This window comes from Martelella sp. FLE1502 (assembly GCF_053484255.1).
Window position 1 is genome coordinate 1 of record NZ_JBAKFQ010000010.1, and the last position, 25538, is coordinate 25538.

22 protein-coding genes, 1 tRNA gene, 6 pseudogenes and 1 other annotated feature are annotated in these 25538 nt (G+C 61.0%); of the genes and pseudogenes, 14 read left to right on the plus strand and 15 right to left on the minus strand.

The annotated features are described in order from the left end of the window. The 3 genes and pseudogenes from V6767_RS10425 to V6767_RS10435 all read right to left on the minus strand — a co-directional run. Nucleotides 1–552: pseudogene (locus V6767_RS10425) on the minus strand (transposase); the annotation flags it as partial. Beyond that, nucleotides 155–271, minus strand: a sequence feature (AL1L pseudoknot). (Overlaps the previous pseudogene by 117 nt.) 50 nt (nucleotides 553–602) lie before the next feature. Then, a complete protein-coding gene (locus V6767_RS10430; RefSeq protein ID WP_448473432.1) occupies nucleotides 603–938 on the minus strand; it encodes an autotransporter outer membrane beta-barrel domain-containing protein in 336 nt (111 codons plus the stop codon). 92 nt (nucleotides 939–1030) lie between these two features. Next, the gene (locus tag V6767_RS10435; RefSeq protein ID WP_448473433.1) at nucleotides 1031–1198 is read right to left on the minus strand and encodes a hypothetical protein; all 168 of its coding nucleotides are present in this window, start codon (nucleotides 1196–1198) and stop codon (nucleotides 1031–1033) included. A gap of 33 nt (nucleotides 1199–1231) precedes the next feature. Here V6767_RS10435 and V6767_RS10440 point away from each other — a divergent pair, with 33 nt between their 5' ends. Continuing rightward, entirely contained in the window at nucleotides 1232–1417 is a 186-nt protein-coding gene (locus V6767_RS10440; RefSeq protein ID WP_448473434.1) for a hypothetical protein, read from the plus strand. A 1-nt stretch (nucleotide 1418) separates the two neighbouring features. Then, a complete protein-coding gene (locus V6767_RS10445; RefSeq protein WP_448473574.1) occupies nucleotides 1419–1559 on the plus strand; it encodes a helix-turn-helix transcriptional regulator in 141 nt (46 codons plus the stop codon). Between the two features lie 183 nt (nucleotides 1560–1742). Here V6767_RS10445 and V6767_RS10450 read toward each other — a convergent pair whose 3' ends face one another. Next, the gene (locus tag V6767_RS10450) at nucleotides 1743–2471 is read right to left on the minus strand and encodes an SIMPL domain-containing protein (RefSeq protein WP_448473435.1); all 729 of its coding nucleotides are present in this window, start codon (nucleotides 2469–2471) and stop codon (nucleotides 1743–1745) included. A 161-nt stretch (nucleotides 2472–2632) separates the two neighbouring features. Here V6767_RS10450 and V6767_RS10455 point away from each other — a divergent pair. Continuing rightward, nucleotides 2633–2708, plus strand: a tRNA-Ile gene (locus V6767_RS10455). A gap of 46 nt (nucleotides 2709–2754) precedes the next feature. On the opposite strand, the pseudogene V6767_RS10460 reads toward V6767_RS10455, so the two are convergent. Together V6767_RS10460 and V6767_RS10465 are read right to left on the minus strand one after the other, a co-directional pair. After that, nucleotides 2755–3405: pseudogene (locus V6767_RS10460) on the minus strand (integrase core domain-containing protein); the annotation flags it as partial. 232 nt (nucleotides 3406–3637) lie between these two features. Beyond that, nucleotides 3638–4684 carry an NmrA/HSCARG family protein gene (locus tag V6767_RS10465; protein WP_448473436.1) on the minus strand — a complete coding sequence of 349 codons (1047 nt, stop codon included), beginning with the start codon at nucleotides 4682–4684 and terminating at the stop codon, nucleotides 3638–3640. Between V6767_RS10465 and V6767_RS10470 the strand changes: the two genes are divergently transcribed. From V6767_RS10470 to V6767_RS10485, 4 genes and pseudogenes are all read left to right on the plus strand, one after another. Then, nucleotides 4683–4979: a winged helix-turn-helix transcriptional regulator gene (locus tag V6767_RS10470; protein WP_448473437.1), complete on the plus strand. Its 297-nt coding sequence runs from the start codon at nucleotides 4683–4685 to the stop codon at nucleotides 4977–4979. The two genes, V6767_RS10465 and V6767_RS10470, sit on opposite strands and share 2 nt — an antisense overlap. Nucleotides 4980–5062: 83 nt before the next feature. Then, nucleotides 5063–5389: a TetR-like C-terminal domain-containing protein gene (locus V6767_RS10475; protein ID WP_448473438.1), complete on the plus strand. Its 327-nt coding sequence runs from the start codon at nucleotides 5063–5065 to the stop codon at nucleotides 5387–5389. Nucleotides 5390–5423: 34 nt separating this feature from the next. After that, nucleotides 5424–6581, plus strand: coding sequence for an SGNH/GDSL hydrolase family protein (locus tag V6767_RS10480; RefSeq protein WP_448473439.1), 1158 nt, complete (start codon nucleotides 5424–5426; stop codon nucleotides 6579–6581). A 45-nt stretch (nucleotides 6582–6626) separates the two neighbouring features. Further along, a pseudogene (locus tag V6767_RS10485) lies at nucleotides 6627–6746 on the plus strand (LysR family transcriptional regulator); the annotation flags it as partial. Nucleotides 6747–6800: 54 nt separating this feature from the next. Here V6767_RS10485 and V6767_RS10490 read toward each other — a convergent pair. Further along, nucleotides 6801–7145: a LysR substrate-binding domain-containing protein gene (locus V6767_RS10490; RefSeq protein ID WP_448473575.1), complete on the minus strand. Its 345-nt coding sequence runs from the start codon at nucleotides 7143–7145 to the stop codon at nucleotides 6801–6803. Further along, nucleotides 7124–7702, minus strand: coding sequence for a LysR family transcriptional regulator (locus tag V6767_RS10495; protein WP_448473440.1), 579 nt, complete (start codon nucleotides 7700–7702; stop codon nucleotides 7124–7126). The genes V6767_RS10490 and V6767_RS10495 overlap by 22 nt, the downstream gene beginning before the upstream one ends. Before the next feature lie 129 nt (nucleotides 7703–7831). Between V6767_RS10495 and V6767_RS10500 the strand changes: the two genes are divergently transcribed. Further along, a complete protein-coding gene (locus tag V6767_RS10500; RefSeq protein WP_448473441.1) occupies nucleotides 7832–8842 on the plus strand; it encodes a zinc-binding alcohol dehydrogenase family protein in 1011 nt (336 codons plus the stop codon). Between the two features lie 122 nt (nucleotides 8843–8964). Here V6767_RS10500 and V6767_RS10505 read toward each other — a convergent pair whose 3' ends face one another. Beyond that, a complete protein-coding gene (locus tag V6767_RS10505) occupies nucleotides 8965–9375 on the minus strand; it encodes a GFA family protein (protein ID WP_448473442.1) in 411 nt (136 codons plus the stop codon). A 427-nt stretch (nucleotides 9376–9802) separates the two neighbouring features. Here V6767_RS10505 and V6767_RS10510 point away from each other — a divergent pair, with 427 nt between their 5' ends. The 4 genes and pseudogenes from V6767_RS10510 to V6767_RS10525 all read left to right on the plus strand — a co-directional run. Beyond that, nucleotides 9803–13321: an autotransporter domain-containing protein gene (locus tag V6767_RS10510; RefSeq protein WP_448473443.1), complete on the plus strand. Its 3519-nt coding sequence runs from the start codon at nucleotides 9803–9805 to the stop codon at nucleotides 13319–13321. Nucleotides 13322–13335: 14 nt separating this feature from the next. Further along, on the plus strand, nucleotides 13336–14643 hold the full coding sequence (locus tag V6767_RS10515) for a serine hydrolase domain-containing protein (RefSeq protein WP_448473444.1): 1308 nt from the start codon (nucleotides 13336–13338) through the stop codon (nucleotides 14641–14643). Nucleotides 14644–14928: 285 nt separating this feature from the next. After that, nucleotides 14929–15168, plus strand: a pseudogene (locus V6767_RS10520) (AAA family ATPase); the annotation flags it as partial. A gap of 100 nt (nucleotides 15169–15268) precedes the next feature. Then, a pseudogene (locus V6767_RS10525) lies at nucleotides 15269–15498 on the plus strand (hypothetical protein); the annotation flags it as partial. A gap of 52 nt (nucleotides 15499–15550) precedes the next feature. Here V6767_RS10525 and V6767_RS10530 read toward each other — a convergent pair. Further along, nucleotides 15551–16462 carry a LysR family transcriptional regulator gene (locus V6767_RS10530; RefSeq protein WP_448473445.1) on the minus strand — a complete coding sequence of 304 codons (912 nt, stop codon included), beginning with the start codon at nucleotides 16460–16462 and terminating at the stop codon, nucleotides 15551–15553. A gap of 101 nt (nucleotides 16463–16563) precedes the next feature. Here V6767_RS10530 and V6767_RS10535 point away from each other — a divergent pair, with 101 nt between their 5' ends. Next, entirely contained in the window at nucleotides 16564–17376 is an 813-nt protein-coding gene (locus V6767_RS10535) for an SDR family NAD(P)-dependent oxidoreductase (protein ID WP_448473446.1), read from the plus strand. Nucleotides 17377–17520: 144 nt separating this feature from the next. Here V6767_RS10535 and V6767_RS10540 read toward each other — a convergent pair whose 3' ends face one another. Then, on the minus strand, nucleotides 17521–17880 hold the full coding sequence (locus tag V6767_RS10540; RefSeq protein ID WP_448473447.1) for a winged helix-turn-helix transcriptional regulator: 360 nt from the start codon (nucleotides 17878–17880) through the stop codon (nucleotides 17521–17523). A 130-nt stretch (nucleotides 17881–18010) separates the two neighbouring features. Here V6767_RS10540 and V6767_RS10545 point away from each other — a divergent pair, with 130 nt between their 5' ends. Further along, nucleotides 18011–18901, plus strand: coding sequence for an SDR family oxidoreductase (locus tag V6767_RS10545; RefSeq protein WP_448473448.1), 891 nt, complete (start codon nucleotides 18011–18013; stop codon nucleotides 18899–18901). A gap of 12 nt (nucleotides 18902–18913) precedes the next feature. Here V6767_RS10545 and V6767_RS10550 read toward each other — a convergent pair. From V6767_RS10550 to V6767_RS10565, 4 genes and pseudogenes are all read right to left on the minus strand, one after another. Beyond that, nucleotides 18914–19887 (minus strand): IS630 family transposase gene (locus V6767_RS10550; protein ID WP_448473449.1). Its coding sequence is split into 2 segments (ribosomal slippage): nucleotides 18914–19752 and nucleotides 19752–19887, totalling 975 coding nucleotides; the frame shifts between segments, so codons are not numbered across the junction. Nucleotides 19888–19962: 75 nt separating this feature from the next. Continuing rightward, nucleotides 19963–20061, minus strand: a pseudogene (locus tag V6767_RS10555) (IS481 family transposase); the annotation flags it as partial. 84 nt (nucleotides 20062–20145) lie between these two features. Further along, nucleotides 20146–21900 (minus strand): autotransporter outer membrane beta-barrel domain-containing protein, encoded by a 1755-nt coding sequence (locus V6767_RS10560; protein ID WP_448473450.1) that lies wholly within the window; start codon nucleotides 21898–21900, stop codon nucleotides 20146–20148. Next, nucleotides 21900–25223, minus strand: a complete 3324-nt coding sequence (locus tag V6767_RS10565) for an autotransporter-associated beta strand repeat-containing protein (protein WP_448473451.1) — start codon at nucleotides 25221–25223, stop codon at nucleotides 21900–21902. The genes V6767_RS10560 and V6767_RS10565 overlap by 1 nt, the downstream gene beginning before the upstream one ends. Between the last annotated feature and the right edge of the window lie 315 nt (nucleotides 25224–25538).

The window sequence follows — 25538 nt, forward strand, 5'->3', positions numbered from 1 at the left end:
GGCCCAGTTGCCGCCAGATCTTGCGCGCCCCATAGACCTCCCAGTTCTCTTCGAACACACGTTGGATCTGGGGCTTCAGCCCGGCATCGCGCCGGGCGCGATCCGACAACAAGGTCGGATCGGCCCGCTTGGCCAGATGGGCGTAATAGGTGGATGGGGCGATCGGCAATGTCTTGCAGATCGGCTCGACCCCATGGCTCCCACGCTGTTCGTCGATAAACGCGACCATTACTTCGACCGGCGGTCGAGCTCCGCCATCGCAAAATACGCTGACGCCTTGCGCAGGATCTCATTCGCCTGGCGCAGTTCGCGGTTCTCCCGTTCCAGCGCCTTCATTCGCTCAGCCATATCACTCGGGATGCCGGCACGTTGGCCGCTGTCGACCTCGGCCTTTTTGACCCATTCATGCAACGTATTCGCTGAACAGCCGATCTTCGCGGCAATCGAGACAACAGCCTGCCAGCGCGATCCATGCTGACCGGCATTGTCGAGAACCATCCGCACCGCCCGCTCACGGACTTCAGGGGAATACTTGTTCGTTGTTTTGCTCATAATGCTCCATCTTACTCAAGAGTTGGAGCCTCCGGCAAACCCGGTGCGGTTCAATAGCCGTAGGAGCCGGTGTCGAAGCCGGTTGTGGCGGTGAGTTCGGCGTAGAGGCCGATGCGGGTCTTGCCGGTGGCGAAGTCATACGAGCCGCCGAAGGCGATCTCGCCGGACCATGCGTCCGGCGAGGAGTCGAGGTCGTAGATGGCGTCGAGCACCGCAGTGGTATCGCCGAGGAAATCGTGGTTGATGCTGGCCGTGCCGTAGAGCCTTGCCGCGCGCGTCTTGCCGGCCGCATCCTGCCACTGGCTCAGCTTTTCCAGCCCCAGCCCAAGCCGGCCGACAAGGCTCTGGCCGTCGTCGAAGTTGATGGGAACTCCCACAAAAAACATTGGCCGCCGATTGCCCTGCATCTCTGGTTCCACATCGAGACGTATCTCGCGGCGGAAATTTTCAGGAAACAATCTTACATTGCCTCTCTTGTTCACCACCTTAGATTGTTTTTCTTCAGTGCAATAATTTTTCTATAAACCGAGCCCATTGCAGCCCCTCGACAGGCATTCAGGATCGCGACGGAGCAGCGCTGGTTTTCGACAAAATCTCCAACCGCTTTCACTTCACCGAAAAAATCTGCGGTGACGGCGGCGATCAAGGCCAAAGGGTCGAAGAGACAAGCCCGAGACCGATGGAGATCGTCAAGCGCAATCAAGCAGGCTTTCAGCTTCTGCCGAAGCGCTGGATTGTCGAACGAACGTTGGCGTGGCTCGGGATAAACCGCCGTTTGGCAAAGGATTTCGAGCGCTTCTCAGCAACAAGCCTCGCCTTCATTCAGATCGCTATGATCAAGCTCATAACAAGGCGGCTCGCTTGATATCCGCTTTCTTGAACAGACTCTAAGGCGAGCCCGAAAGAAAAAGGGGCTGTCACAGGAGGAGCTTGCTCACCTTGCGGAGGTCGCCCGAACTTACGTAGACGCGCTGGAGCGCGGAGTACTGAAGCCTGCGCCTTCTTGATTTCCGGGCGTAGATTTTTCGTGTCATCTTCCGAAGCGGGAACCCACCGCCATTCGACATAGGCCTGCGAAAAGCCGTTCTGATGGTATAAAGCGCAAACAGGAAGGCCAGAGGCGACGTCTCTGCGCAAAACACGTCGTCGTGCCCTGCCCGACAGGAAACAACCGGACAGGACAAGCCGCCTTACTGCTCGATCGCCAGCGTCATGTTGACGGTGATGTTGTAGGTGTTTTCGCCGGCCGCGATCGGCGGGGCGCCCTCGGCTTTTGCCATCATCACGTCGGCGCGCATCATCATTGGCTGCGGCATCGAGCTCTGCTCGGAGATCGACATCACCTTGCCGAGCGTGACCCCGGCGGCCTCGGCCAGCGTTTCGGCCTTGGCCAGCGCATTGGCGACGGCCTCGCGCCGGGCCTCGTCTTCCGCCGCGGAAGGATCGCTGTTGGAGAATGATATCCCGCCGCCGGAATTGACACCGAGCTTGACTGCCTGATCGAGCACAGCAGAGAGCTTCGAAAGATCGCGCACCCGGACATTGAGGCCGTTCTGGACCTCGTAGCCGACGATCTCGCTGGTCATCGTTCCGTCATCGGCCTTGACCTGCTGATAGCGCGGGCTCACCGAGAAATTGCTGGTCTGGACGTCCTTGTCGGCGATGCCGTTCTGCTTGAGGGCGTCGATGACCTTTTGCATGGCGGCCGAATTGTCCGAAAGCGCAGTCGCCGTATCATCGGCCTGGCTGACGACCGAAAGCGAGACGGTGGCCATGTCCGGCACCAGAGTGGCATCGCCATCGGCCGAAACACTGATGACGGCCGGCGGCTCGGCGCCGTCTGCAAGCGCTGCCGTGCCGGCAAGCGGGAGCGCGAAAAGCAGGCCCGCAGCAGCGAGACGAACGGGTAATTTGGCCATGGATATCCCTCCTTGAAATGATGTCCCTTCCTCTTGGCCGGCAATTGTGAAGCCAATGCGGCGGGAACTTGCGATGCCCATGAATTTGGAGTAGTCGGAGGGTCCGCGCAAGGAGCCATTGCCAGCGCGGCCCGTTCCAGCCCATCTCGGCTTCGGACAGGGGGCCTGTAGCTCAATGGTTAGAGCCGGCGGCTCATAACCGCTTGGTTGGGGGTTCGAGTCCCTCCAGGCCCACCACCCTTGAATTTGTGTGCAGCCCGAAGACATAGGTAACAGAATGTACCTAAGACATGGGTGACAACCCGGTGCCGAACGGGTTATCGATGGTCTGCATTGTTCTCTGTTCCAATCGACATGTCCGAGATCATAGCGCATGAAGCTGATCAGCCAAATGCCATCGTCGACCTCCTTGATGCCGAGTTTCTGACCGGCGAGCACGGTCGAGATATTGATCTTCTTCCGCGCCATGCAGATACGACCGCATGCCGTGACGATGATGTCGCGGTCGTGGAAGGGGTATTCCACATCCGGCAGGCCCTCATAAGGTATTGAGGAAGGCGCATAGAGTTCGGTCGGGGTCCTCATGTGGAGCGCCTCGTGGGGCCGTTCTTCATTGAATTCGCTGATGAAGTCGTCGAACCTGGCCTGCTGCTGGAGGGCGTTCATGCCGGGCGGGCGGGCCGTCTCCTGCTTCAGGGTCCGGTGCATGCGCTCGTGGCGTCCGTTCTGCTGCGGGTTGCCCGGCTTGATGCGCTCAATGGCGATACCGAGCCTGAGCCTGAGCCAGAAGACCGAGAGCTTTGACAGGTTGTATCGACCATTGGGACTGGCAAAAGGCAAACCGTTGTCGCTCATGATCGCCGCCGCGGTCCTTGAAAAGCCGTACAAAGGCTTCGATGACCGGATGTTCCTTCGCGCTTTCGAAGGCTTCGCAAGGATCATGCGCGAAGCCTGATCGTAGCGCTTGCCGCGCAGGACGAAACGCCGGCGCGGTTCGTGTTCGGCGACGACGCCCGGCAGTGGGCCGACGCAAAGGTCGATCAGTTGCAGCAGGAAATCGCCCGGTCAGCCGATTACGACTGATGCGACACTCGGGCGATCCGCTGCCGTAGAGCATGGCGCCCGAGAATTCACAATGGCGTCGCGCCAATTCGCGCGGCGCCGCTTTATCTGAGCGATAGAGGCCCTTCACCGCTTGCGAGCGCGGCTTGCAGCGCTGCCTTGCCGGGACCTGCCAGCCAATCCCACACGCTCCAAAGCGGCCCGAATTCCTTCTTCAGGGCGGCAATATCCGCGTTCCCGGCCGCCCGGCCTTCCTCGAACAGTTTTGCGTTGCGCCGCAGGAATTCATTGCCGTTCAGCACTGCATCGGGGAAGCGGTGGTAGGTAATCTTGCGCTCGGCCGCATGGCTCAGGGCGTCTGCCAGCTCCAATCCGGTCAGTTCATCGCCGGCGATCTCGATCGTTCGACCGGCGTACGCCCTTGGATGTTCGATGATCTGCGCGCCGATCTTGCCGATATCATCGACAGCTATGGCCTGAAAGGGCTGATCCGGATGCACGAAGAATGAGAACGTCCCCTGATCGAGCCCGAAACCGGGTAGCGTGAAGAGGTCGGTGAAGGTGGCGGGCCGTAGGATCGTGCTCGGCAGGTCCAGGCTGCGGATATGCTCCTCGATCTCGATCTTGGTGTCGAGGTTGGGCAGGCCGGTCCGGCCCCTGCTGATGATGCCCGCCGAGCTGTATACCAGATGCCTGACCCCGCTGCGCATCGCAATGTCGGCAATGCTTTTGCCGATGCGCACTTCCTCGGCGTCGGTGATGCCCGATCCCGCGCTTCCCGAATTGGGCTGCACGCTGAAGACCGCATCGACCCCTTCCATGGCGTTCTCGACCGAGGCCATGTCCGCGAACGCGCCCTCGAATATGGCAATTCCGGCCGCGCCAAGACGTTTGACCTCTTCGCGCGCGGTATTGCGGACGAGGGCGCGGACAGCCCAGCCTTTGGCGCGCAACGCCGCGGCGACCGCTCCGCCCTGTTTGCCGGTGGCGCCGAAGACGAGCACGGTTTCCTTGGTCTGCGTCTGATCGTGCTTGTACATGTCGCTTGGCATCTGGGCTCTCCTTGATGGTGGTCGCATCAAGGTATACAGGATATACCTGAAATCAATTACGCACCTGAAAGCGACCAGGTAACCCGGAGTATCCCACATGCCCGTCCAATCGTCCGAAGAGCTGGAACATATCCGATCCGCCCTTGACGAACTGACCGGCAAATGGAGCCTGCTGGTTCTGAATGCCCTGTGCAATGGGTCCGCGCGTTTCAATGCGCTCAAGCGCCTCAATAAAGGGGTGAGTCAGAAAGCGCTCACGCAATGCCTGCGCAGGCACGAGGCAAGTAGCCTGATCACCCGCACGGTTGTCAGCACGCACTCACAGCTGTGGCCCAGCATTTTCAGGTTCGCTTGCCGAGCCTTTACGGTCACGTTGCCAATTCCGAAGATTTGAAAAAGGGTGTGGCATTGCGGACGCTGGAACAGCGGGCGGAGCGGGCGGAAGATGCCGTCGCGGGACGGTCCGGGAAAGATGCATTGCAGGCACTGGCAAATGTGCATCGTGAATTTGCGTGCCAGCATCCGGGCTTGTTTCACGCTACCCGCTATCCGCTTGATCCCAAAAGCGCTCCCGGAAACGGCGGCACGCGCTTGGCCAGGGTGAGCCTCGCAATGCTTCGCGGCTACGGCCTGCCGGAGGATGAGAGCGTCCACGCCATCCGCCTTTTCGGTTCGTTCGTGCTGGGCTTCTCCCTGCTCGAAACGGCAGGAAGCTTTGCACACAGACCACCTCCGCCTGAGCTTCCGTGGGAGCGCGGCATAGATGCTATCGACGCTTTCATTCGAAGCTGGAGCAAAGACTGAACAATAGAATTTCAAGCAATACCCGGCAAAACAAATGAAAAATCTCGCAGTCACCACCCCCATCACCGCATCCCTGCTCAAGGGCTTCATGGACCTGGAGGAGACGGAGTTCGGCCTGCTCCCGCACCGCCTGCCGGCATGGGCGCGCGCCCAATATCCAGACCCTCAGCTTGGATTCGTCGAAGCCGAAACCTCCGGTGTCCGCCTGCGGTTTCGCAGCAGCGCAACCGCGATCGAGCTCGATGTTCTTCCGACCCGAAGGGAGCTTGTCGGGGTGCCGCCCCGACCGAAAGGCGTGTTTGACCTTTGCATCGACGGGCAATTGCAATCACAGCAATCGGCGGAGAGCGCCACGCTTTTGCGCACAGACCTTTCCACCGGCATAACGCGTCGCGAGCCGGGAATTGCGGAAACATTGCCCTTTGCAAACCTGCCCGACGGCGAAAAGCTGTTCGAGATCTGGCTTCCCCATAATGAGATCGTGGAACTCGCGACCATGCGATCGGATGCTCCCATCAAGCCGGATACCGACGCCGGTCAGCCGGTCTGGCTCCACCATGGCAGCTCGATCAGCCAGGGTTCGAACGCGGCTTCTCCGACCGGGATCTGGCCGGTGGTTGCTTCGCGTATGGAAAATTTCGATCTCGTCAATCTGGGCTTCGGCGGCAATGCCCTGCTCGACCCCTTCGTTGCGCGCGCAATGAGAGATACATCCGCCGATCTTGTCAGCGTCAAGATCGGCATCAATCTCGTCAATGCGGATCTGATGCGTCTGAGAGCTTTCGTGCCCGCGGTTCATGGCTTTCTGGATACGATACGCGACGGTCATCCGGAAACGCCGCTTCTTGTCATCTCTCCGATATGCTGCCCCATACACGAAAACACCCCTGGTCCTGGCACATTCGATCTGAAAGCGCTGCAAAAGGGGGAGATCAGATTTGAGGCAACGGGTCGCCCCGATGACGTAAATGCCGGGAAACTGACCTTGTCCGTCATTCGGGAGCATCTGAAAGCCATTGTGGAACAGCGTCGCATGAGCGACCGGAATATCCACTATCTGGATGGTCTCGCGCTTTATGGGGAGCACGATCATTCCATGTTGCCCCTGCCGGATCAATTGCATCCGGAGGCAAAGGCTCACCTGCTGATCGGTCAAAGATTTGCCACGCGCTTAAAGGGACGTTGGCAATGATCGATCCGGACACCCCTTCGGCTATTGTAGCGAGTTTGGGCGGTCGCGCTCTATCCCAGCCGCCGGCTTCTGAGCGCCCGCGTCTCCGCCTTTCTCGATCATCTGCGAGCGGCTTTTCCGGAAGGCGCGCCCGAAGAGCTCGCGCGCTATGTCGAAAACGTCTAGCGACGGTCACCCGTTGTTACAGAAAACTAGCACCGGGTTCGGCCACAGCCCGCGTTATTGGCGCACGCCGGCGGCTCTGACGAAGCCGATAAAGGCCTTGAGTGCGGCCGATGGGTGCCCGTTCAGAGGGTAGTACAGAAAAAAGCCGGGTTGGGCGGGGCAGAATTCCTCAAGCACCCGCACGAGGCGGCCCGCCTCCACCAGCGGCGCGACGAGCCTGTCGGGCAGGCAGGCGAGACCCATGCCGCAAAGCACCGCCTCGCGCAGAATGCCGGTGTCGTCGACCGTCAGTCCGGCCTCGACCGCGACATCGAGGGCGCGCCCATCCTCCTCGAAACGCCATCGATAGACGTCTTGCGTCTGCTGCCAGCGATAGTTCAGGCGGGCATGCTGCAACAGGTCGCGCGGATGTTCGGGACGCGCACGGGCGCTGAAATAGTCGGGCGATCCGACGACTGCAGCGGAAAGTCCGGGGTCAGGCGGACGGCCGCCATATCCAGCGCGAGACGCCCGCCGCTCCGGATTCCGGCGTCATTGCACTTGGCGACGATATCGCTCAGCCTGTCATCGATCGAGAGATCCAGCTTGATGGCGGGAAAGGCCTCGGCAAAGGGGGCGATAAGCGGCGCGAGCAGTAGTTCCGCCGCCACCCGCGGCAGGTTGAGCCGCACCACGCCGCTCGGCGTCTCGCTAAGCGCCACCACGTTCTCCACGGCGGTGTCCATCGCGGTAACGAGCGCCGGCAGCCGGGCGGACAGCGCCTCTCCCGCAGGCGTCAGGGCGACGCTTCGGGTCGTGCGGTTGAGAAGGCGTACGCCAAGCCGGGCCTCAAGCTGCGCCGTCGCCCGGCTCACCGCCGAGGGTGTCATGCCAAGGCGGCGGGCCGCGCCGCGAAAGCTCAGTTCGCGCGCAATCGCCATGAAAACCATCAGTTCCTGATATTCTTTGCCGTTCACATTATTGCTCCTGCTGCAACAGCACATTGCCATTGTTCCATCTTGTGAACAACCGATCGCTCCGTATCTTCAGGCGACACATCGGCGAACGAGCCGAACTGGATACAGGCTTAGGAAAGGCAGAGAATCATGGACAATCTGGCAGCTTGGCAGCGTCAACCGGGCGAACCGCTTCGCATCGAGACGGCAGAGGTGCCGGCGCTCGCGCCGGGCGAGATACTCGTGCGAAACGAGGCGGTCGCGATCAATCCGCTGGACTATCTTCTCCAGGACGCGGCGGTGCTGCCCTGGCTCGACTATCCGGTGATCGCCGGAAGCGACGTCGCCGGCACGGTGGTTGCCGTGGGCGAAGGCGTGGCGCGCTTTTTCGTTGGCGATCGCGTGCTCGGTCAGGCCGTCGGCACGACCGTCAACCGCCCGTCGCAAGGCGCTTTCCAGGAGCATACCGTGATGCTCGCCCACATGGCCGCGCCCATTCCGGACACGATGGCGGCGACGACCGCCGCGGTCCTGCCGCTCGGCATCGGCACGGCGGCCTGCGGGCTCTACCAACCGCAAAATCTTGGGCTGCGTCCTCCTTCGCTCGACCCGACACCTAGCCGCGAGACGCTGCTTGTCTGGGGCGCATCGTCGAGCGTCGGCTGCAATGCGGTGCAGCTTGCGATCGCCTCGGGCTACGCGGTGATTGCCACGGCTTCGCCCCGCAACCACGACCTGGTTCGAAAGCTCGGCGCCGCGGAGGTGTTCGATCACGGCGATGACAACGTGGTTGAAAAGCTCGTAGCCGCGCTGGAGGGCAAGAAGCTGGTCGGCGCGTTCCATGCCACCGGCAACCTTGCAGACACCTATGCCGTAATGCGTCGCAGCGAAGGCCGCCGGCTTGTGACCGTGACCCTTCCGCTTGAGTCCGCGCCACCCGAAACGATCGAAGCCGCCGCCATCGCCGGCACGAGCCTGCGCGAGGACGCGGTCGGACCGATGATCTATCAGGATTTCCTGCCCGCCGCACTGGCTGAGGAGAAATACATCGCAGCCCCCGCCCCCAAAGTGGTTGGCCGGGGCCTTGAGGCGTTCCAGCCCGCCGTCGACGCCCAGCGGGCCGGCATATCCGGCTACAAACCGGTTGTCGATCTGACCTGATCGGCCGCGGCAAGGCATCAAGTCGGCGGTATGTCGGCTTCCGAGACCGACAGATCGCGCCATGAACGACAGGATTGGGTGCGCCTTCCGGACTGTCCGGAGACCGTCTTTCGGTACTGAACCTAGCCTGGGAGACCGTTGAATTTCTGGATGTCTTCCAAACGCGCCTCCCACTCCGCTCGGCTTGCAAAGCAGATATGAGCACTCGGCCGGATCTCAATCGCGTTATCAAGGCTCCCGGCTGGGACGACGACCAAAGTCCCCTCCAACTGGACGCTTGGAAGTGCTGATCCGCATTTGTTGCAGAAGCTTTTTTCGTGCCGGGTCCCAGGCACCTTGTAGGTCTGGACGTTCTCAAGGCCGGAAATCCATGATAGTTTCGCTGTCGACGAAAACAGATTGGCCGAATGGGCCGACCCTGTGTCCTTTCGACAGCGCTTGCAGTGACACAGAAAGAAATTCTCAAGCTCGCCTGAGATTTCAAACCTGACGTCACCACACAAACAGGAGCCGACTGTGGTTGAGGTCATCATGAAACACCCATGTTCATACTCATTCGTTTGAAGCGCAGCAGCAGTAACCTGCCGGATTGATATAGCCCGAGCCTTTTGTCCCCGATGCGTGCGATATCTCGCGGTCGTCAACGCAGCGATAAAGCTGTGGCGTCAAATGCCCGATGCGAAACCGTCTATGGCCTGCGGACCTTCGCGTCAAAACCCCTGATCAGGGGATTCCAATCATTGGGTTGCTGACCAATAAGCGCCGACGGAGCTTTACTTCGTAAGCAGGTCGGCACGGTTTCCCGATTGTCGAAGCCGCTTCGAGAGCATGGTTCCAGAAGATGATTTTAGGGGAACAACCATGCGGCAAGGCCAAAAGACGACGACAGTTTGCACATCAGTGCGTCTCCACAAGCGCCCAATGAAAGCGGCCACACGTGCGTTCCAAGCAGCTCCCAAATTGGCATTGCTGGCTTCCACCGCTTTTCTCGCACTTTCGGGACCGGCGCTCGCCGGCCTCTGGATCGATAAAGATGTTACCGTCGATGGTATCGATGGCGGGGAGTACGGGACAGCTATTTCAGAGCCTGACTTTGTTTCGGTGGGGGTGAAGGCCCCAGCCTCGCTGACGATTTCCAGAGGGGGCACCGTAACCGCTCCCATCGCCAATATCGGCACCAATGAATACGGCACGGCAACGATTACCGGCGCCGGATCGCTCTGGCATGACTTCGTTATTTCGCGCGTGGGCTGGAACGCCGAAGGCGTGCTGGCCATCACGGACAGCGGTGCGATGAGCGGAAAGGACATGGTTCTCGGCGCAAACGATATTGCGCAGGGGACAGTAAATTTGTCCGGTTCCGGCTCCAGACTGGCGCTCACCGGTGCATTGACCGTGGGTAGCAAGGGCACCGGTATGCTGATCCTGTCGGGCGGCGGAATGGCAGAGGCGGCAAGCGGCGTCATCGGGGCTGTTGCAGGCGGTTCGGGCTCGGCCATTGTTTCCGGTGCGGGCACGACGTGGACAAGCGCCGGCGGCGTGCTGGTCGTCGGCGATCGCGGAAGCGGCGTTCTGACATTGGCTGATAGCGCAACCGTCATCGCAAACGATCGCGTTGAGATCGCTGCGGCAGGCGGTTCTAGCGGCGCCCTCAATATCGGGGCCGCGGCGGGAGAGACAGCCACGGCTGCCGGCGCGCTTCAGACCGGTGCAATCGTCTTCGGCGCGGGTGACGGCAGCATCGTCTTCAATCACACCGACACGGATTACACGTTTTTCCCCGATCTCAAGGGCGCAGGCGGCATCGAAGCCTATTCCGGCACGACCACGCTGTTCGGCAATAACATCTATACCGGCGAAACCACGGTCGAGGGCGGCGTTCTGCGGGCTGGCTCGCTGCTCGCCTTCGCACAAGGCGGGGTCTACACGGTCAATGGCGGCGTGCTCGACCTCAACGACAATGATCTGATGATGCATGGGCTTTCGGGAACTGGTGGCACAGTCGACCTCGGAACAGCCAGGCTGTCGGTCAGCCAGAATGCCGATACGGTGTTTGGCGGCAGCTTCGCCGGCTCCGGCACGCTGGCGTTCTTCGGACCCGCACGGCTTCGGCTGACAGGGGCGACCAGCGCCTATAGCGGCGAGGTGCGCGTTGGCTCCGGCACGCTTGAGATAAACAATGTGCTTGCAAGCGGTTCCGGCTTCATCGGAACCGTCGCCGGCGAGGATGGCCGCGTCGAAGTCAACGGCGCGGCGGCTTTGTGGACGCTGAGCGGCGATCTTAATGTCGGTCGCCTTGGGGCCGGCGCGCTGGTGATCAGCGACGGCGGCGGCGTCAACGCCTCGGGCAAGATTGCTGTCGGCACCGCATCGCTGTCATTGCCCACCGGCGAGGTCCTGGTGATCGGAAGCGGATCGCGGCTCTCCACCGGCGCTGGCCGATCGCTGGCCATCGGGTCGATTGCCGGCAGCAGGCTTGCGGTCGAAAATGGCGGCGCCGTTACCAGCGGAACGGCCACGCTCGGGCAGTCCGCATGGACGAGAGGCATGGCGACGGTCAGCGGAACCGGCTCGCTCTGGACGACAGGCACGATGAAAGTCGGAAATGCAGGCGCCACCGGGGTTCTGACGGTAGCCGATGGCGGCACGGTTCGCGCCACGGACGCGTTCACCATCGGGACACAGGGAAGGCTGAACATTGGTGCCGCGGCAGGCGAGACGGCTGTCTCGGCGGGCGTTGTCGACACCACGCTGATCGACTTCGGCACGCGCAGCGGCAAGATCGTCTTCAACCATACCAACCCGGACTACACCTTTGCGCCTGCTATCACAGGCGCAGGGGGCGTCGAAGTCTATTCCGGCACAACCATTCTCACCGGCAACAGCAGCTATACCGGAGGCACGGACGTGTTCGGCGGCAAGCTCGTGGTCAATGGCGTTATCGGCGCGGTCAATGTCGCCTCCGCCGCCATGCTTGCCGGCTCCGGAACGGTCGGGGATACGGTGGTTTCCGGCATGGTCGCGCCGGGCAATTCCATCGGGACAATGCATGTCGCCGGCGATCTTGGCCTTGGCGCCGGCGCGGTCTACCAGGTCGAGGTCAATGACGCGGGCACAGAAGCGGGAACCAACAACGACCTGATCAAGGTCGCGGGCGCGGCAACGATAGACAAGGGCGCCGATCTCGTCGTCCTGGCGGGGTCCGGCGATACCGGCGCCGGCTATGATCCAATCAATGTCTATACCGTGGTGACGGCCGAAGGCGGCGTCACGGGTGGTTTCGGCAGCGTGAGCGACAATTTTGCCTTTCTCGACTCCTATCTCGGCTATGACGCCAGAAACGTCTATCTGACGCTTCAGCGAAACGATGTCGATTTCGTTGACGAAGCAAGAACGCCAAACCAGAAGGCAACGGCTGCAGGCTTGGACAGCCTGTCGCCCGACACGGCGCTCTATCGGACGATCCTCGGGCTTTATGAAAATGAGGCGCCGGAAATATTCGATGCGCTGTCCGGCGAAATCCATGCCTCTGCCAATACCGTTTTGCGTGGCGAGCCGAGGCAGGTCGAAAGGGCAATTCTCTCGCGCATCCATGCCGCCTTTGCCACGGACGGGGCTGAGGGCGCTGCGCCAAACGGCGAAACCCTGGCAACCGACCCGGTATCGGTCTGGTTCGATGCTCTGGGCGGGCGCGGGCGCTATCAGGGCGATGGCAATGCCCATACTGTAGACACCTCCGGCGGCGGAGCCCTGTTCGGCGGCGATGCCCGTGTCGGTCAGGACTGGCTGTTCGGCCTTGCCGCAGGCTACACGAATGCCTCGATTGACGAGAAGGGGTTCACGGCCTCAGCGGATACCGACAGCTACTATGTCGGTGGGTATGGCAGCATGCAGACAGGTCCGTTCAGCCTCAGCTTCGGCGGCTCCTACGGCCACCACGCAATCTCCACCAGGCGGACCGTGTCCTTTGTCGGGCTGAGCGAACAGCTGAACGCCGACTATGATGCCCGGACGCTGCAGGCCTTTGCCGAAACGGGCTGGCGGTTCGGCGACGAGGCCGGATATCTGCAGCCTTTCGCGGCGGCATCCTATGTCAACCTGAAGACCGACGGGTTTTCCGAGACCGGTGGCATGGCGGCGCTCCACGCGGCATCGCAAACCCAGGATCTTTGGACCACGACGCTTGGTCTTCGCGCCAGCCGCGACATCATGCTCGGCGAAACGGCGGCGCGCCTTTCCGGACACGCCGGCTGGCAGCATGCATATGGCGATCTGAATGGAACCTCGATGATGGCGTTCAACGGCGGCAGCGATTTCGGGATATCCGGTGTTCCGACGGCCCGGGACGCAGCCCTGCTCGGGGTCGGCCTGTCCTTCGACCTCGGCAACGAAGCCAGCCTTTCGCTTGGCTATGACGGGCAGCTTGCCGAAGGGGTGCAGGATCACAATTTCAGCATGCGTTTCGACCTTCGCTTCTAGATCGGTAAGGCAGCATGGGCCGGACATGCACAATCGCTCGCAACATCATCAAAGGGATTCTTGAAATGCCAGCATCCGTCTCATGCGACCTTCTGAAACGAAGAAGGCTGCCGCTCCTGGCACTGCTTCTGCTAACCTCTGGCGGTATCGAAACCGCCGTCGCTGCAGATGCGTGCGTGCAGGATGTCGACCGCGTCCTGTCGATGTCGGCTGCTCAGGCGGCAAGTACCAAGCGCCTCTCCGAAGCGCTTGCGTCAAGGCTCGACGCTGCCGTGACAAAGGCGCTGCACCAGACTGCAGCGCCCGGCGCGATTGTCGGCGTGCGCATGCCCGAAGGCTCATGGGTTGAGGGTTTTGGCATTGCCGATCCCCGCACTGGCGCGCAGATGGCGCCGGGCATGCATACACGCATCGGTTCGGTCACGAAGACCTTCACGGGAACCGTTATTCTGCAACTGGCCGAAGACGGCCTTCTTTCGCTGGATGACACGATTGGCGCCTATGTCTCGGGCATTCCGAACGGCGATGAAATCACGCTGCGACAGCTGGCAAACATGACGAGCGGTATTGCCAGCTACACCGCCTCGGAGCGGTTTGTGAGCTTGTACCTTGAAGACCCGAACATGTTTTTCTCACCGGAGGATCTGGTCGCCTACGCTGTCGAGAACTCTCCCCTGTTCGAACCCGGTTCTGAATATGACTATTCCAACACCAACACGATCCTGCTTGGAATGGTGATAGAGAAGGTCACCGGCCAACCGGTCGAGACGGCACTCAACACAATGATCTTCGAACCGCTCGGTCTGGAGAACACGATCTGGCCAGGCAGGCAGACCGCAATCCCCGCACCTTACGCGCGCGGTATCTCGCTGCAAGGTTATGACGCGACCCCCGAAGCCCCGCTGGACGCCACCAACTGGAATCCGGCATCGCTCTGGACCGCTGGCGAAATCATTTCAGATGTCGATGACCTGCTCACCTATGGCAGGGCTCTGGCAACCGGTCACGGCCTTCTTGACGCAAAATCGCAGGAACAGCGGCTGCGCTCTTTCCAGGGGCCCGCAGACTATGGCTTGGCGTTGCGTTGCACCGACGGCTGGGTCGGACATACCGGTGAACTGCCGGGATACACCACCGTCGTCTATTACAATACACAAACCGATACGACCGTGGCCATACAAACCAACAGCGACATTCCTTCGGGCGATTGCGGCGACGCCGAGGTTCTGCCCTCCAATCCGCAGGGCATTGCTTGCTCCTTGCCCGCCATGCGCATTTTCAATGCCGTAGCGCCTCTTCTTGGCGGCCCAGCAGTCCCGTGAGGCGATTGCAAACCCATCAGCGAGCACTCAGCGAACGTGATCTGATTGTCGTGGTGCGGGCTTTGCGTCAGCACAGGCATCACGCTCGCGCGCCCGACCTTCATGGCGGGCCTCTCCGTCCAGTTGCCTCGGGGCGCCAGGCCCGCGCGCGGAATTCGATGGCGCATATGCTGATCCTCCACTGAATCAGCAAAAGCTTGCCGTCCAACAGCAGCAAATGTGAGTCAGAGCCAACTCTCGTAGACAAGCTGGAACAGCTCTCAGTGGAAATCAACATGGCTTGCCCGCCCCATGGCGGCAAGCGCTGGTGTCGACTGCGTGCAAGCAAGCTTTGCCGAGTGGCAATCCACCGGTCATCTCGGTGACATGCTGGCGGCTATGCGCAGGTTGTTCGCCGGGGCGATTGCAAAGAAGTCATCAATCCTGTTCTTCGATGAGGTCGACGTCGCCGGCAGCCGCTACGACACAGACGCCCATGGCCAGCGGGCGATATCGATGACCTGGCGCGTGCTGCGATCGTCATGACCGCTGCCGATGTGGATGCTGCCGTCAGACAGGCAAAGTCGATCGCACGCCGTGAGAACAGGACCCTTGCGCTGCACGACCCTGCTAAACTCGACGGCTACCCTTCCACGACCGCGATATCATCGTCACGGCATGCGGTCGAACCTGCATGGCGCAAAAAAACAATGCCTCGACCGTGCTTGCCGGTCAGAAACTCAGCATCAAGGAGATCGTCGACAGCATTTGGCTGATCAGCTTCGTGCGCTACGATCTCGGATATATCGATTGGAACAGAGAACAATGCAGACCATCGACAACCCGTTCTGCACCGGGTTGTCACCCATGTCGTAGGTACATTCTGTTACCTATGTCTTCGGGCTGCACACATCGCGACACGACCAACTCACTCCTGAAACACGAAGCGCGCTGCCTTTTCTGCGCGAAGCGCTTCCTTGAACAGTTCGAAAGCGGTCGTGCCGTGCCGATCGGGGTAATAGAGGTGGTAGCCGGAAAACGGCTCGCACCAGGGCTCCAGCAGGCGGGTGAGGCGGCCATCGGCTATCGGCGCCGCCACTAGGTCCTCCAGGATGTAGAGGATGCCGAAACCTTCCAGGGCGGCGGCGACCAGGAGATCGCCGTCGTTGAAGACCGGTCCCCGGCCTGGCTTGACCGTCACCGCGCGGCCGTCGCGCTCGAATGACCAGGGCGACAGCCTGCCTTGCGCGTCGGCATAGGCGATGCAGCGATGGGCGGTGAGATCGGCCGGCTCCACCGGCGTGGAATGCTCGCGCAGATAGCCGGGTGCGGCCACCACCGCGACGCGCAGCGGCGGCCCGACCGTAAGCGCGATCATGTCCTTCTCCAGCCGCTCCCCGAGCCGGATGCCCGCATCATAGCGGCCCGCCACGACATCGGTCATATCGTCCTCCACGCTCACCGCCACCTCGATGCCCGGGTGGCGGCGCATGAAGGCTGGGAGCATCGGCCACAGCACCGTGTCCGCCGCGTGTTTGCCCGCCGTGATCCGAACCGTGCCGATCGCGGCCCCGCGGGCATGGGAGAGCGCCTCGAGTTCGTCATCCAGCCCCGCCAGTGCCGGCGCGAGGGTGGCAAGCAGACGCTCGCCGGCAGCGGTGGGAGCGACGCTGCGCGTCGTGCGGGTGAGCAGGCGAAAGCCAAGCTGGTCCTCCAGTCGCTTCATGGTCTGGCTCAATGCAGACTGGGTGACGCCGAGCCGCTGCGCGGCACGGGTGAAGCTGCGCTCGGAGGCAATTGCCGCGAAGATGGCGAGGTCGCCGAACTGATCCGGACGCATTGATGACTCCTGCTACTGGGGCCTATTACTCATTAGGCGGTTATACTCATCCATTAGCCTAGCTACATAGTCGGCAACTGCACAAGAGCAAGGAGACGACGATGTCAAAGATTTGGTTGGTGACCGGCGCAAGCCGGGGACTTGGACGCGAGATCGCGCGCGCGGCGCTCGAAGCGGGCGAAACGGTGGTGGCGACGGCGCGCTCCGCCGAAGCGGTGCGCACGGCCTTAGGGGACCACGATCGCCTGCACGCGCTTGCGCTCGATATCACCGATGCCGAGGCCGCCAATGCGGCGGCCGCCGAGACCGCCGAGCGGTTCGGCGCGATCGACGTGCTGGTCAACAATGCCGGCTATGCCGAGCTGGGTTTCTTCGAGACCTTTACCGATGAAGCGGTGCGGCGGCAGCTCGAGGTCAACCTGTTCGGCACGATGAACGTGGCGCGCGCGATCGCCCCTTACATGCGTCGGCGTCGCGCCGGCCTCATCATCACTATTTCCTCGGTCAGCGGGCTGGTCTCCAATGGCGGTGGCGCGGTCTATTCGGCGTCGAAATTCGCGGTCGAGGGGTGGATGGAAGGTTTTGCGCAGGAACTGGCGCCGCTCGGTGTTCGCTCGCTGCTGATCGAGCCGGGCATGCTGCGCACCGACTTCATGGACGGCAAGTCTGCACGTTTCGGCAGCATCGACATTCCGGATTATGCCGAGGCGATTGCGCAATATCGCGCGTTCGTCGATGGCGCGAACGGCAACCAGCCGGGCGATCCGAAGCTGCTCGCAGCGCGGATCGTGGTGCTTGCTTTACAGGACGAGCCGCCGGCGCGGTTCGTGTTCGGCGAAGACGCCCGGCAGTGGGCCGGCGCAAAGATCGATCAGTTGCAGCAGGAAATCGCCCGGTCGGCCGATTACGACTGATGCGACATTCGCCCGAAACCGACGCGCAGGTGAACGCGATTGCGATCGCCTGCGCGTTCATGGGGAATAGCGCCCGGAACCCAAGACGGCGTCGCGCCAGTTCGCGCGGCACCGCTTTTTCTGAGTGCGGGCGGCCTGAGGCAGCTAAACCACCTTCGCTCCTTGATCGCGGTTTTCTACGATCCTTGCGATTTCCGCGTTGTGGTGCGTTCCCCATTCGCAGAGCGGCGCGAGAAGCTGGGCTAGGCTTCGGCCAAAGTCGGTCAATTCATACTCGACATGCGGCGGCACTTTTTGGAAATCGATGCGGTGAACGACGCCGTCATCGGTCAGCTCCTTCAGATGCTGGATCAGCATCTTTTCGCTCACATTGTTGACCAGCCGGCGCAGTTGCCCGGTGCGCTTCGGGCCGAAAGCGAGATGATAGACAATAAGCGGCTTCCACTTTCCGCCGAGGATGGCCAGCACCGCTTCCAGGCCACATTGGAAATGCGTCTCGCTCATTGTGATCTCCTAAATTCGATACTTACAAAATAGTGGGTACTGGAACGAAAGTCTGCCTCGTCTTAACTGGGTTGGACGACGATGTCGACGCTCCGCGCCGCACCGACCGCATAAACCGAAAGGAAAATCCATGACCAGGATCCTCGTCACCGGCGCGACCGGTAATATCGGCCGCATGACCCTGCAACATCTTCTGAAACGCGTGCCCGCCAGCGATCTGGTCGGCCTTGCCCGCGACCCGTCCAAGGCGGCGGATCTTGCCGCCAAGGGGATCGAGATTCGCCAGGGCGACTACTTCGATCACGAGGGGCTGGTGGGCGCCTTCGCGGGCATCGGCAAGGTCATGCTCGTGTCCGCCACAGCCTTTACCGATCGCAATACCCAGCATGACAACGTCATCAACGCGGCAAAGCAGGCCGGCGTCGGGCATATCGTCTTCATGCCGATCATCCGAAAGGCGGGTTCCGACTTCCACATGCCGCAGGTCACCGACGAAGATCGCTTCGTCGAGGAGCGCCTGAAGGCGTCCGGGTTGGTCTACACGCTGGTGCGCCATCCGCCATTTCTCGAGAATATTGAAAACTATGCAGGCGGACATCCGCTGGAGAAAGGCGTGCTGGCGCCGGCCGGGACCGGCAAGGCGGCTTACGCCAGCCGTGAAGATCTGGCAGAAGCGCATGCCGTGGTGCTGAGCGAAGCCGGGCATGAATTCAAGGACTACGCGCTCTATGGCGGTCCGGCTGTGTCGTTCGCCGACATTGCGCAGATTCTCTCCGAGATCAGCGGCAAGGCCGTGCCGTTCAACGCCATGTCGGACCGTGATTACATCGCCCAACTCGTGTCACTGGGGCTGCCCGAACCGGCTGCCGGTTTCATGTTGAGATGGGTGCAGGGCGTCAACGCCGGCGAATGGGACGGCGAGAGCGGCGACCTGGATAAACTCCTTGGCCGCAAGCCGGTGACGCCCGTCGAATACCTGCGCGCAGGCCATGCTCCCCGCCGACCTGAAACCGAAAGCTAGAACGCCGGATATTTAATTGTACGCATACCCAGCCTCTTTGAGGAAGTTCCAGCATTCGTCTTTGCTGAAGAGATCGCAGATATTGCCGATCGCCCTCCACAGGTCCTCGAAGGTTCTTGCGGCTGCGGTTCTCAAATGGGCCTTGAGCTTTGCAAAAGCCATTTCGATCGGGTTGAGATCGGAGCTGTAGGGCGGCAGGAAGAGAAACCACGCCCCTTTCTGGCGAAGGCATTCGGCCGCCTTTGCGCTCTTGTGAACAGCCAGATTGTCGAGAATGAAGATGTCGCCTCTGGACAGCGTCGGCGCGAGCTGGGTCTCGATATAGGTATCGAAGGCGGCGCGGTTCATGGCCTTGTCGATGATCCAGGGCGCGCTCAAGCCGTCGCAGCGCAGTGCGGCGATGAAGGTCTGCGTCCCCCAATGGCCAAACGGCGCATGCGTCTTGAGACGCTCGCCCTTTCGACTTCGCCCACGTAGGCGCGTCATTTTGGTGGTGACGGCGTTCGAGAGCCACTCGTCTCTCTCACCATCGATGAAAACAAGACGGCCCGGTTGTTCGCGCATCAGCGGCTGACGCGACTGCCGCCATATTCGCCGGGCTTCGGCGATGTCAGCGCGTGCGCATTCCGATGCCAGCAGCGTTTTTTTATAGGAGAAGCCGCAACGGCACAGAAACCGGGAGAGTTCGGCCGGATCAGCTTTCATCTGATGGGTTTCAAACAGCTGCTTCGCCAATTCCGGCATGGTGATGTCGGGCTGCGTCTCGACCGCGTTGATCAGGAACCGTTCGAAGAAAACAAGCCGGTCGCCGCATGGTCGCCCACGACGACTTGAGGCAGGCGAGCCATATTGGCAACACGCTGCAAAAGCTTTACCGCAAAGCTTTCGCTGATCCCAAAGTGACGGGCAGCGGCACGACGCGAATGACCAGCCTCGACATAGGCGACAACCCGCGAACGAAGGTCGGAAGAATAAGTCTTGGCCATGAAGCACCTTCTGACCAAGTGAATCATCATTCAATGAAAATGGGAATCCATCGATTCCTATTTTCAATCCGGCGCTCTAGCAGCTTGCGCCTTCGTGAGTGTACCGTCGAGCACGGCAACAGCCATCTCCTCTCGACGCAGCGGTGTCAGTCGGGCATTCTTGTGAATGTTCATTCGGGGCCTCCGGTGAGTGCTGAAGCGTGGTAACTCCAGTCTCCTCGGACTGCTCCGAATGGACAACCTCCTGAAAGATCACATCTAGAACCTTATATTCACGCGCCCGGTGACGTTTTGACTTGTATAGCCGTCCCCGAAAAGACCGGTATAGTCCAGTCCGAAGTCGAGATTGTCCTTTAGACTGGTTTGCCAGCCGACTGTTACGACGGCCTGATCCTCGCTGAGCGGTATGCCGGTGACGCCGAAGGGCGTGCCGCCGACAAAGTTGACGGAGATCGAGGGATCGACATCGCCATAGGCGTGGCGCCAGCCGACCGAGCCCGAAATTTCGTGCTGGGACTCGCCGATCATGAAGGGTTGAGCCATGCGCACGCCGAGCGTCGTAAAGGCAGTATTGAAACTGCTCGAGCCGGCCTGCAGCGCAGCCGAACCGCCGGATTCGCCAAACGAACCCGAACTCGTATTGACGTAGGCGGCGCTGAGGAAGGGCGATACCTGCAGGTTCTCTCCGGCTTCGTACGTATAACTCAGGTCACCATAGATCTGATAGGTACCCGCCTCGAATTCGCTGCGCTCCTGCTCTTGCAGGCCCGGTATGCTGATGTCCCGCTTGGAGGTGATATCCTGCCAGGTATAGGCCGTGCCGAAGGTGGCACTGACCGCATCCCAGACGCCGCCGCCATAAAGACCAAGGGTGAAATCCTGGCTTGTGGCCGAAGAAGCCGGCGAGTCATTCTTGTAGCTTGTCGCCCCGTAGCCGGCCATAGCGCCGAAGCGCATTGTGTCGAAGGCCGGAATGTCGGCGCCCACGAAGAGGCCTCCGACAGATCCCTTCAGTTCACCGAGGTTGTCGCCCTTCGTGCGGCTCCAGTCCCCATAGCCCGTGGCCCATAGATCGATGCCGGAATTGTCTTCCACAAAGCCCGAGAACACGGAATCAGTCGGCGTCTCCTCGGCATAATTGCTGGCCGTGGCTATCGGCGCCCCGGTGGCTACGCCGTTAAAGGTCTGGCGCAAATGTCTGTCCGTCGCTTCACGGACGAACCGGCTGTTTTGGGCCATGGCGCTGTACAAGGATGCCAGCGACGAGCCCGAGAGTTGATCCAGAGCCGGTCCCAACTTGTCGGCAGGAAGGCCGCGGATAATGCCCGGCAATGAGCTGTTCGGCCCGAGACTGTTGATGCCGCCGGCCGTGCTGCACTGGTTGGCGGTCATGCCGGGCAGGCAAAGCGTTGTGCCGCCATTGGTCAGATCCTTCAGCGTCAGGAAGACGGTCGTCGGCGTATAGCCTATATCGGCGTCGACATAGGCCGAGTGATTGAGCTTCGGATTGAAGCCGCTGGTGCCGTCACCATCGCCGTCCGTTGTCACCACAGAGGTTGTCGCCGAAATGATTGTCACCGTTTCGCCGTCGGTTACTGTGGCGTTTCCGGATGAAAGGTTCACTGTCCCGCCCGATATCGTCGCCGTTCCGTCCACGAGCAGCTCGTCATGATTGCCGGAACCGTCAAGGTTGACGACATAGGTCGAACCCGGAGCGAAATCGAGGTCGCCAGTGGAAAGCGATCCGATGCTTGCGGTCGATCCCGGCGATATCGTACCGCCGGATCGCACCGAAACATTGCCGAGAACGCCCGTGCCGGTCAGGGTGCCATTGCCGCTTACGGAAAGAACGCCGCCGAGCTTGCCCGTGACGGAAAGACCGCCGGCAGTGACTGCGCTTGCGCCCTTGAAACCGGAACTGTCGGCGGTCAGCGTCGTTGTGCCGGTTCCTGTCTGATTGAAGTTGCCGTCACCGGAAAGGGTGCCGCCGAACGTCCAGTCGGCATTGCGCATTACGTTGAAATTGGCGCCTCCGGCGACCGCGACGTCTCCCTTAAGAGACCCGGTATTCCCGCTGTTGCCGACCTGAAGCGTATACCCTCCGAAATCGTGGTTGGCCCCGAATAGGTATTGTCGGCAACCATGACCAGCGTACCGGCCCCCGTCTTGGTGAGACTGCCGACCTGGCTGGCCGCGTTGACGAATGTGCCCGCGGCCGTAAGCGTTGCGCCGCCTCCCTGCACGTCGATCGTGCCGCCGCTATTGCCAAGCGTGACGCTGCGGCCGGTGGAAAATCCGGCGGTTGCCATGAGCGTACCGCCGTTGAGCATGACACCGCCCGACGCCGCGCCCAGATTGGCATCCGCTCCGACGGAAACCGCGCCCGCCAATACCGCAGTGCCGCCGGAATAGCTGTTGTTGCCCGAGAGCACGAGCGTTCCCGCTCCCGTTTTGGTAAGCATGCCGGCATGGCCGCCAGCATCGGCAACCGTGCCGGACAGTGTCAGGGGCGCGGTGACATCGGCAACATTGATCGTTCCGCCGTGCTGGTCTATCGCGACATCGCGCCCCGAGGTGAACCCCGAGGTCGCCAGAAGCGTGCCGCCGGCAAGGGTCAGATCACCGGCGCTATCGCCAAGATTCGAGTCTTTCGAAACAGAGACAGTGCCGATGGAAATCTGCGTGCCGCCGGTATAGGTGTTGTCGGCGGTCAGAACGACCGTGCCGCCCGCGGTCTTGTTGATCCCGGCCGTGCCGCCCAGTTTGGCGTCGATGGTTGCGACATAGGATGCGTCTGGCCCAACGGCGATTTCCGCGAGGTTGTCGGGGTTTGACGCGGTCAGCGTCAGTTCGTCTCCGACGATCGAATAATTGTCAGAGGCAAAATGCAGACCGGAGGCTTCGATTGGATTGGCGCCACCCGCGGTGTCGACTGTCACCGTTCCCGCGCCCGCCTCGAAGATCGCGATATCGCCCTGGTTCCAGGCGCCGTGCGCCGTGGCAGGATCGGCGTCGCCCCAGTTTGTGCCCGCCGTGTTCCAAATGCCCGTGCCGCCGCCGATCGCGCCGGCGCCGCTTGTCGTCGGGCCATCCCAGTATCTGAAACTGACCACCGATCCGCCGCCTATAACCACATAGACATTGCCGACCGGCGAATTCTCGATATAGCTGCCCGACGGCGCCCCGGATCCGATCACGATGTCAAGCGAAGGATCTCCTGCAGCGGCTGCGAAATAGTTGAGCAAGGCGTAGCGACCGGGCGCCAAGCCAACTCCGGTCACATCGACGGATGTTGCGCCCGCGCCGGCCGTGCTCAAATTTTGTGCAATAAACATCGCCGTGCTTGAGGGCGCGCTCAGAGCGACGTTTATGTACGTGTCGGTCGCGAGGTCAAGTTCTCCCAGAATATTGAGCGTCCCTCCCTGATATCCAGTAAGGGTCGAGCCGAGCTCCATGGTCACATCTTTCGCCGCCGAGCCTGCGCCGCCGAAATAGGCACCGGCCTTCACCGTGACGCCTCCCGTCAGCCTCCCGACGCTTACGCCGTCGCCGAGCGTGAGGGTTCCTTCCTCTACGGTCGTGAGACCCGTATAGCTCTTGGTGCCGGTGAAGACGAGATTGCCGTCGCCGAGCTTATTGAGCGTGTTGACGGTGCCGCCGCCATTGATTTTGCTCCCGTCCAAGATATCGACGTCGATGGTGGCGTTGAAGCCTGCGCCAACTGTGATCGCGCTGTTGGAGGCGGAATAGGGCGACAGGGCCAGGGAATCCGAGGGGCCGCCTGTGAGGCTGTAGCCGTCGGCCTCGAAATCGAGGCGATCGAAGGAAAGCGCCCCGCTGACGGTGACCGTATCACCGGTCCCCTGGAAGACGCCGACGGATTTGGCCCACGCGGACTGGCCTGTGGCGGAGGGATCCGAGGCCCAGTTGGCATTGGCGGCGTTCCAGGTGCCGCTGCCGCCGGTGAAGGTTCCGGTACTGCCGCCGCCGTTCCAGTATTGCGCCAGCTCATCTTGCGCGTCGAGCACGATCAGGCGGAGGATGCCGTCGCTTGTCGCTGTCGTCTCGAAATAATAGATTCCAGGCGTCTGGCCCGTGAAGCCGGGCGCGGACGAAAACAGCGTGTTCGGCACCATGGTCGCGGCGCCGCTGAACGCGATGATGTTGTAGACGCCGGCGAGGTCGGAGATCGTGGCGTCGAGATTGACGTTCAGCACACCGTATGTGGTGTCGAGAGTGCCGGTCTGGAGCAATGCCGCACCGCCGGTATTCGAAGTGAAGTACGCGTTGATGGTTCCGCCCGGCGAATAACTCTGGAACGAAAGCGAATTGGTCGTGAATGTCGTCCCCTGCTCGCCATTGTAGATGCCGTTGGCTTCGATCGAGAACACTCCGCCGACCTTGCCGGTGCTCGCGTTGAGCGTTCTGCGCAGGATCGTCGTCCCGATGAAACCGGAATTGTCCTGATTGTAGCGATAGCTTACGCCGGTCATGGCGCCGGTGATGAGGACGATTGCGCCGGTATCCCCTGCACTGGCGGAAGAGATTGCGCCGATGGCATAATCCGTTGCGGTTGCCGCGGCATAGGAAAGAATTGCGTTATTCTTGAGGATAATTTCGCCATTGACCGACGTATCGGCAGGAATATTGTTGTAATTATTGCCTCCCGAATTCGCGCCGAGCTGCAGGAAGGCTTCCTCCTCAAGCGTGGTTTTGCCCGAATAGGTCGGGTTCTTCAGAAACACGGCACCGGAGGTTATCACGAGATCCGTCACGGGGTCGCCGTTTCCGTTCGTTCCGTCCGCAAGGACGCTGTCGAAGGCGTAAATCGGCGTGCCGCCGCTAGACCCAACGCCGCCGCCGAAGGTGGCATGATCCGTGGCTCCGCCGGGCGCGAACTCCAACTTGCCGCCGGAGAAGAGAATGGTGGGACCTTGCTGCCCGAAACTCGGTTCCGCATGGGTCAGCGTGTCAAACATGATCGTGCCATCGACGGTGACCATAAAGACGTCTGGCGCAACCGGCCCGAAAATGCCCGTGTAGTCACCGATGAGCGCGATGAGCCCGTGTGTGCTCGATGGCCAGGCGACCGTCGCGGGGCCTCCGGATGACTGCAGCGTCCATGCCGCAACGGAAGTGGACCATGTTCCCGAATCGGCCAGGGTCGTGCCGCCGGCCGGAACACTCGCGCCATCCGGGTTCCAGACATAGGTTTGGGCCCCGGCGGGATCAGCCCCGGCTGCGCACAACCCAAGCGCCAGAAGGCCGGCCACTGCAGTGCCGGAGAGGAGGCTCCTGTGCTGTGCCAGATGAACGCAGCTGCGGGCATCCTTCAAGGAAATGAGCGTCTTCGCACCTTCAGCCCATCCGCAATTCAACAACATTTCACCCTCCATAAGAACATGTCGCCACACATCTAGAATCACTAAATTCTTATGCATTAGATACCAAATGTATGGGTACACCTTTAAGTTTATATTTAAATACATAAATTTTTATACGTGTTCGTATTTTTCTTACTATTGTAAAAATATAACAATTAATTTACTAGTATTCTAATATAGTAATTTTATTTATTTATTACTTATTTTCGGGCGACCGGAGAGAAATTAATTCGGGACTTCTTCAATAGTTTCATTCAGCAAAAGAGC